This is a genomic window from Streptomyces sp. NPDC052687, from assembly GCF_040678395.1.
In the GTDB taxonomy this organism is placed as follows: Bacteria; Actinomycetota; Actinomycetes; order Streptomycetales; family Streptomycetaceae; genus Streptomyces.
Genome location: NZ_JBFATR010000037.1, coordinates 61629 through 69569, shown reverse-complemented (window position 1 = coordinate 69569; position 7941 = coordinate 61629). Strand labels below are relative to the sequence as shown.

The window sequence follows — 7941 nt, the reverse complement described above, 5'->3', positions numbered from 1 at the left end:
GACGGTCGTTGCCGACCGCTGGCGTTCGTCATCACGCCGGGCCAGGCCGGTGACGCACCCGCATTCGAGCAGGTCATGGCCCGGTTACGGGTACCCAGACGGATCGGCCGTCCCAGGGTGACGCCGGACGTGGTCCTGGCCGACAAGGCGTATTCGTCCCGGGCGATCCGCCTCCACTTGCGACAGCGGAGGATCCGGGCGGTGATCCCGCAGCCGGCGGACCAGGCCGCGAACCGCAAGCGGCGCGGTCGGCTCGGCGGCCGTCCCCCGGCCTTTGACCGCGAGACCTACAAGCAGCGGAACACCGTCGAGCGGTGCATCAACAAGCTCAAGCAGTGGCGCGGCCTGGCCACTCGCTACGACAAGACGGCCACCATCTACCTGGCCGGCCTCCACCTCGCCGCCATCTTCATCTGGTCGGCGAGATGATCCGGAGGAAACGGCCTAGTGCGCTGAAGGACCGTCCCGCGCCCACCCCGGCGACCCGCCCCGCTCCGCCGGGGTCACCCGGCCAGCTCCGGGATGACCTCGGCCCCGTACGCCTCGATCGTCGCCTCCTGCGCGTCGTGCATGTCGTACAGAGCGAACTGGTCCACCCCCAGGTCGCGGAGGACGCGCAGCTTCTCGACGTGGGCCGACGGCGGGCCGAGGAGGCAGAAGCGGTCCACGATCTCGTCGGGCACGAAGTCGGTGGACGGGTTCCCGGCGCGGCCGTGGTGGCTGTAGTCGTAGCCGTGGCGTTCCTTGATGTACGCGGTGAGCGCCTCCGGCACCAGGCCGGAGTGTTCCCCGTACCGGCTCACCAGGTCCGCGACGTGGTTGCCGACCATGCCGCCGAACCAGCGGCACTGGTCGCGGGCGTGGGCGAGGTCGTCGCCGACGTAGGCGGGCGCGGCGACGCAGATGGTGAGGGAGGCGGGGTCGCGGCCGGCGGCCGTCGCGGCGTCGCGCACCGCCTTGACCATCCACTCGGTCAGGAACGGGTCGGCGAGCTGGAGGATGAACCCGTCCGCCTTCTGCCCGGCGAGGGCGAGGGCCTTGGGGCCGTACGCGGCCATCCACACCGGGAGTCTGCCGTCGCGGATCCAGGGGATGCGGACGGGCTGGCCGTCGACGACCGCCTCGCGGCCCTCGGCGAGGTCGCGGATGACGTCGATCGCCTCGCCGAGCCGGGCCAGGGTGTTGGGCTTGCGGCCCGCGACGCGCATCGCGGAGTCGCCGCGGCCGATGCCGCAGACGGTGCGGTTGCCGTACATGTCGTTGAGGGTGGCGAAGGTGGAGGCGGTGACCTCCCAGGTGCGGGTGCCCGGGTTGGTCACCATCGGGCCGACCGTCAGTTTCTGCGTGTGGGCGAGGATCTGGCTGTAGATGACGAACGGTTCCTGCCAGAGCACGGCGGAGTCGAAGGTCCAGCCGTAGCGGAAGCCGTTGCGTTCGGCGCGTTTCATCAGGCTGATGACGCGGGAGGCGGGCGGGTCGGTCTGGAGGACGAGTCCGAAGTCCATGAGGGCTCCTCCTAGTCGAGGTACTGGCAGGTGGAGCGGGGGGTGTAGACGCCGTGTCCGGCGCGCCCGGTGTACTCCCGCTCGGTGATGACGGGCACGCCGCGGGAGAGCACGGTCTCGACCCGGCCGGTGACGCGTCTGCCCTCGTACGCCGAGTAGTCGACGTTCATGTGGTGGGTCTCGGCGGACATGACCTGCTCGGCGTGCGGGTCGTAGATGACGACGTCGGCGTCGGCGCCGGGGGCGATGGTGCCCTTCTTCGGATACATGCCGAACATCCGGGCCGGGGTGGCGCAGGCGATCTCGATCCAGCGGCGGCGCGAGATGTGCCCGTCGAGGACGGCCTGGTGGAGCAGGTCCATCCGGTTCTCCACGCCCGGCAGACCGTTGGGGATCTTGGAGAAGTCGCCGCGGCCCAGCTCCTTCTGGCCGGTGAAGCAGAAGGGGCAGTGGTCGGTGGAGACGACCTGGAGGTCGTCGGTGCGCAGGCCCTGCCAGAGTTTCGCCTGGTGCTCACGCGGCCGCAGCGGGGTGCTGCACACGTACTTGGCGCCCTCGAAGTCCGGTTCGGCGAGGTTGTCGGTCGACAGGAACAGATACTGCGGGCAGGTCTCGCCGAAGACGTTCAGGCCCTCGTCGCGGGCCCTGGCCAGCTCCGCCACCGCCTCCATCGCGGAGACGTGCACGACGTACAGGGGCGCGCCGGCGACCTGGGCGAGCCGGATCGCCCGGTGCGTGGCCTCGGCCTCCAGCAGGGCCTTGCGGACCTCGCCGTGGTAGCGGGGGTCGGTCTCACCGCGGGCGAGGGCCTGTTCGACGAGGACGTCGATCGCGATGCCGTTCTCGGCGTGCATCATGATCAGGCCGCCGTTCCCGGCGGAGCGCTGCATGGCGCGCAGGATCTGGCCGTCGTCGGAGTAGAAGACGCCGGGGTAGGCCATGAACTGCTTGAAGGAGGTCACGCCCTCCTCGATGAGCAGGTCCATCTCCTTCAGCGTCTCCTCGTTCACATCGGAGACGATCATGTGGAAGCCGTAGTCGATCGCGCAGTTGCCCTCCGCCTTGGCGTGCCAGGCGTCGAGGCCCTCGCGCAGTGCGTGGCCGACGCTCTGGACGGCGAAGTCCACGATCGTCGTGGTGCCGCCCCAGGCCGCCGCGCGGGTGCCGGTCTCGAAGGTGTCGGAGGCGAAGGTGCCGCCGAAGGGCAGCTCCATGTGGGTGTGGACGTCGACGCCGCCCGGGATGACGTACTTGCCGCCGGCGTCGATGGTCCGGTCCGCCGTCCAGGCCTCGGCGGCGGGGGTGCCGGAGGCGGCGAGGGCGGCGATGCGGGAGTCCTCGATGAGGACGTCTGCGTGGATCTCGTCGGAGGCGGTGATGACGAGGCCGCCGCGGATGACTGTCCGGCTGCTCATGTCGTGGTCGCTCCTCGCGGTGAGTGAGTACGGGTGGTCGGGGGTAGATCGCGCCCGCGCGGCGGAGCCGCATGTCGATGCGGCCCCGCGCCCCTGAGGTGGTGGCCCTTGCCGGGTTTCTACGGCGCCGTCAGCGGCGAGTACGCTCCCGGCGCCCGGTCGCGGTAGAACTGCCAGCGGTCGCGGACCTCGCGCAGCTTGGCCATGTCCAGGTCGCGGACCACCAGTTCGGGCTCCTTGTCGCTCGCCACCTCGCCGACGAACCGGGCCTCCGGGTCGACGAAGTAGCTCGTGCCGTAGAAGTCGTCGTCGCCGTACTCCTCGACGCCCACCCGGTTGATCGCGCCGACGAAGTACTCGTTGGCGACGGCCGCCGCGGGCTGTTCCAGTTGCCAGAGGTAGCCGGACAGGCCGCGGGACGTGGCCGAGGGGTTGAAGACGATCTCGGCGCCCGCCAGCCCCAGCGCCCGCCAGCCCTCGGGGAAGTGGCGGTCGTAGCAGATGTAGACGCCGATCCTGCCGACGGCCGTGTCGAAGACGGGCCAGCCGCTGTTGCCGGGGCGGAAGTAGAACTTCTCCCAGAAGCCGCGCACCTGCGGGATGTGGGTCTTGCGGTACTTGCCGAGGTAGGAGCCGTCGGCGTCGAGCACGGCGGCCGTGTTGTAGAGGACACCGGGCTGCTCCTCCTCGTACATCGGCAGGACGAGGACGAGTCCCAGTTCCCTCGCGAGCGCCTGGAAGCGGCGCACGACCGGTCCCTCGGGGATCCGCTCGGCGTACGCGTAGAAGGCGGGGTCCTGGACCTGGCAGAAGTACGGTCCGTAGAACAGCTCCTGGAAGCAGAGCACCTGGGCGCCCTGCGCGGCGGCGTCGCGGGCCGCCTGTTCGTGCACCCGGATCATGGACTCCTTGTCGCCGGTCCAGGCGGTCTGGAAGACGGCGGCGCGGATCACTCGGCTCATCGGGACCTCCGGTCGCTGCGGTGGCTCGGTGTGCCGTGAGCGTAGGAAGCCGGACGGCCGGCTTTGAGATGCACCGTGTCACGTCCGCGGGCGGGCGGCGTGTCACCGTGTCACGTTGTGCCTGGCGCATGTTTCACCGCCGTTTTCGCAGGTCGTCACAGGTTTCACCGGTGTTGCGCGTCGTGCGCGAGGAGTGCGATGTGGACCGAGGCGGCCTGCTCGAAGTCGTCGAGGTCCACGCCGAGGCGGGTCTGTATCGCCTCCAGGCGGCGGTAGAGGGCGGGCCGTGAGACGTGGTGGAGCTGGGCGGTGCGGGACTTGTTGCGGCCGGTGGCGAGGTAGGTGCGCAGCACCGGCAGCAGGTCGTGCTGTTCGCGGCCGAGCAGCCCGGCCAGCTCCCGTTCGGCGAACGACTGCACCTGCGGGTCGTCCCGCAGCAGCCGGATGAGGCCTCTGAGGTGGACGTCCTTCAGGCGGACCACGGCCGGGAGGTCCAGGGCGGCCGAGGATCCGGCGACGGCGTCCGCGACGTGCCGGGCCTCGCGCAGCCCGGCGGGCACGTCGTCCCAGTCGGTGCGGGCGTCGGCGGCGGCCACGACGGCGGGGCCGTCCTCCTGGCGCAGCCGGGCGGCGAAGTGCTCGGTGAGCGCCGGGGCGTCCTGGTCGCGGGCGAGGCTGAGCAGGACGGCGGTGGTGCCGTCGGCGAGTGCGGCGGCCAGGCCCGGCAGGCCCAGCAGCCGCAGCGTGCGGTCGAGCGCGGCGGGCCGGGCGTCGCGGACCGCCAGGGGCACGTAGGCGCGCCGGCCCACGGGCAGTCCGGCGGCACGGGCCCGGGGCAGCAGTTGCCGGGCCGGTACGGCGCCGGAGACCAGGTCGGTGAGCAGGCTCTGCGCGGACTGCTCCTCCCAGCGGTGCTCCGGGCCGCCCAGCAGGCGGTGCAGTATCAGCGCCTCGGCGGCCCGGTCGGCGAGCAGCCGCCCGGCGGCGGTGTCGCCGCGGTAGCCGCACAGCACGATCCGCCCCCAGCGCTCGCCGCGCCCGCCCAGTTCGGCGCGGATCCAGCCGTCGCCCTCGCGGCCGCCGGCCTGCCGGGCGATGCGCTCCCAGTCGCGCAGCACGTCGTCCACGGCGGGGCGTTCCCCGGCGGTGGCGAGCACCCGGTGGGCGAGGTTGGTGACGACGACGGGGCAGCCGCTGTGCCGGGCGATCTCGTCGAGGAGGTCCTGGATCGGGGCCCCGGCGGTGATGAGCGCGGTGAGCGCGGTGCGGACGGCCTCCGAGAGGCTGACCGCGGCGAAGTTGCGCCGCACCAGCCGGGACTGGACCTCCTCGGTGAGCTGGGCGAACGGGAACGGCCGGTGCAGGACGACCAGCGGCAGCCCGCACCGTTCGGCGGCCCGGCACATCACCCGGGGCGGGGCGGGGAAGGCGCGGCCGAGTCCGAGGACGACGGCCGCGGCCTCCGCGCGGTGCAGGGAGTGGATGTACTCGGCCTGCTTGCGTTCGTCACCGACGAGCAGGACCCCGGTGGTGAGGACCATCTCGCCGCCGCTGAGCATCACGCCGACATCGGCGGCCTCGGCGACGTGCACCCAGCGCACGGGGCGGTCGAGCCGGTCGGCGCCGGCCACCACCTCGGGCCGGCCGGCGAGGACGCGTTCCAGGGTCAGCACCTGGCGGACCGACAGGGCGGGCGGCAGATCGTGGCCGGCGGTCATGACGGTGTCCCCCTGTCTCTTCGGCCGTCTCCTCGGCTGTCTCTTCGGCGGCTAGGCGATGCTCCGCAGGGCCTGTTCGAGGATCGCGGCGCCCTCCTCGGCCTCCGCGACGGTGAGCGACAGCGGCGGGGCGATCCTGAGGGCGCTGGTGTTGTGGCCGCCGCCCTTGCCGATCAGCAGTCCGCCCTCGCGGGCCGCCTCCAGCACGGCCGCCGCCAGCTCGGGGGCGGCCTCGTCGGTGCCGGGTCTCACCACGTCGACGCCGATCATCAGGCCGCGCCCGCGGACCTCCCGTACGGCCGGGATCTGCGCGGCGACGGCCCGCAGCCGCTCGATGAGCAGTCCGCCGACCCGCCGGGCGTTGCCCTGGAGGTCGTGTTCCAGCAGGTAGGTGAGGTTGGCGAGACCGGCGGCCATGGTGATCTGGGTGCCGCCGAAGGTGGAGATGCTGTTGGCGTCCAGGCAGTTCATGATCTCCGAGCGGGCGATGACCCCGCCGATGGACATGCCGTTGCCGATGCCCTTGGCGAAGGTGACGATGTCCGGCGGGCCGGACTGCCCGTGCGCCTGCCAGCCCCAGAAGTGCTCGCCGGTGCGGCCCCAGCCGGTCTGCACCTCGTCGGCGATCCACAGCGCGCCGCGCTCGTGCAGCACCTCGCGGAAGGCGGCGTACAGGCCGTCCGGCGGGGAGGTGAACCCGCCGACGCCCTGGATGGGTTCGGCGATCAGGGCGGCGGGCGGGCGGGTGTGGCCGAGCAGGTCCCTCAGGTCCTCGACGCAGGCCGCGATGAACGCGCGGTCGTCGAGCGCGGCGTACGGGCCGCGGGTGCGGACGCCGCCGTGCACGTAGAGCGTCTGGAGCGGGGACAGGGAGGTCGGGGACCAGCCGCGGTTGCCGGTGACGCCGACGGTGGAGAAGGAGCGGCCGTGGTAGCTGTTGCGCATCGCGAGGACGGTGTTGCTGCGGCGGTAGGTGGTGGCGAGCAGCAGCGCGGTGTCGTTGGCCTCGGTGCCGGAGGTGGTGAAGAAGACGCGGGCGTCGGGGATGCCGCTCACCTGGGCGACGCGCTCGGCGAGTTCGACCATCGGCCGGTTGAGGTAGAGCGTGGACGAGTGGATGATCCGCCCGGCCTGTTCGGCGACCGCCTTGGTGACCTCGGGCAGGGCGTGGGCGGTCATGGTGGTGAGGATGCCGCCGAAGAAGTCGAGGTAGCGGTTGCCCTCGGCGTCCCAGACGTGCCGGCCCTCGCCGTGGGTGATCTCGATCGGGTCGTCGTAGTAGAGGGCGAGCCAGTCGGGCAGCACCGCCCGGTGCCGTCCCAGCAGGTCCCTGGTCGTGTGGTTCCCGGTCACGGCCGTACCAGCCCTTCGTACGCGTCGGGGCGGCGGTCGCGGTAGAACGCCCACGTCTGCCGCACCTCGTCGATGAGGTCGAAGTCGAGGTCGCGCACGAGCAGTTCCTCCTCGGAGTCGCCGGCGGCCTCCCCCACGAACTGCCCGCGCGGGTCGACGAAGTAGCTCGTGCCGTAGAAGTCGTTCTCGCCGTACTCCCCCTCCTGGCCGACGCGGTTGATGGCGGCGACGAAGTACGCGTTGGCGACGGCCGCGGCGGGCTGCTCCAGGCGCCACAGGTGGGCGGAGAGGCCGCGGTGGGTGGCCGACGGGTTGTAGACCAGCTGGGCGCCGTTCAGGCCGAGCTGGCGCCAGCCCTCGGGGAAGTGGCGGTCGTAGCAGATGTAGACGCCGACCTTGCCGACGGCGGTGTCGAAGACGGGCCAGCCGAGGTTGCCGGGCCGGAAGTAGTACTTCTCGTAGAAGCCCTTGAGCTGGGGGATGTGGTGCTTGCGGTACTTGCCGAGGTAGGTGCCGTCGGGGTCGATCACGGCGGCGGTGTTGTAGTAGAAGCCGGACTGCTCGACCTCGAAGACGGGGACGACGATCACCATGCCGGTCTCGCGGGCCAGCGCCCGCATCCGCCGCACGGTCGGCCCGTCGGGCACCGGCTCGGCCCAGCGGTAGTGCTCCGGTTCCTGCACCTGGCAGAAGTACGGGCTGTTGAAGACTTCCTGGAACCCGATGACCTTGGCTCCCCGGCGGGCCGCCTCGCGGGCGTGCTCCTCGTGTTTCGCGACCATGGACTCGGTGTCGCCGGTCCAGGTCGCCTGGACCAGAGCGGCGCGTACGACGTTGGCCATGAGCTGCTCCTTCGACGGGACGCAGAGCCTCTACGCCCGTAGACGCAGGTCGTAGAGGGATGAACGTATGCCTCGGGGAAGGCCTTGCCAAGACCATCGTCGGCAACCCGCTCGGCCGGTCGCGACTGCCACTCCGGTGGGTGAGC

The 7941-nt window shown here is 71.7% G+C and carries 7 protein-coding genes; 1 reads left to right on the top strand and 6 read right to left on the bottom strand.

Features of this window, described 5'->3' with window-relative positions; all coding sequences use genetic code 11:
* Window positions 1-429, top strand: a 429-nt coding sequence (locus tag AB0K92_RS25090; RefSeq protein WP_365926320.1) for an IS5 family transposase, incomplete at its 5' end; no start/stop codon positions are given.
* A gap of 74 nt (window positions 430-503) precedes the next feature.
* Here the strand turns inward: AB0K92_RS25090 and AB0K92_RS25085 are convergent.
* The 6 genes from AB0K92_RS25085 to AB0K92_RS25060 form a co-directional block, all read right to left on the bottom strand.
* Window positions 504-1505, bottom strand: a complete 1002-nt coding sequence (locus AB0K92_RS25085) for a TIGR03842 family LLM class F420-dependent oxidoreductase (RefSeq protein ID WP_365926318.1) — start codon at window positions 1503-1505, stop codon at window positions 504-506.
* Window positions 1506-1516: 11 nt separating this feature from the next.
* Window positions 1517-2920, bottom strand: a complete 1404-nt coding sequence (gene hydA / locus AB0K92_RS25080) for a dihydropyrimidinase (RefSeq protein ID WP_365926316.1) — start codon at window positions 2918-2920, stop codon at window positions 1517-1519.
* A 119-nt stretch (window positions 2921-3039) separates the two neighbouring features.
* Window positions 3040-3882 carry a nitrilase-related carbon-nitrogen hydrolase gene (locus tag AB0K92_RS25075; RefSeq protein WP_365926314.1) on the bottom strand — a complete coding sequence of 281 codons (843 nt, stop codon included), beginning with the start codon at window positions 3880-3882 and terminating at the stop codon, window positions 3040-3042.
* Between the two features lie 164 nt (window positions 3883-4046).
* Window positions 4047-5600, bottom strand: a complete 1554-nt coding sequence (locus tag AB0K92_RS25070; RefSeq protein WP_365926312.1) for a PucR family transcriptional regulator — start codon at window positions 5598-5600, stop codon at window positions 4047-4049.
* A 51-nt stretch (window positions 5601-5651) separates the two neighbouring features.
* Entirely contained in the window at window positions 5652-6953 is a 1302-nt protein-coding gene (locus AB0K92_RS25065; RefSeq protein WP_365926310.1) for an aspartate aminotransferase family protein, read from the bottom strand.
* Window positions 6950-7795, bottom strand: a complete 846-nt coding sequence (locus AB0K92_RS25060) for a nitrilase-related carbon-nitrogen hydrolase (protein ID WP_365926308.1) — start codon at window positions 7793-7795, stop codon at window positions 6950-6952. The genes AB0K92_RS25065 and AB0K92_RS25060 overlap by 4 nt, the downstream gene beginning before the upstream one ends.
* Window positions 7796-7941: the final 146 nt, after the last annotated feature.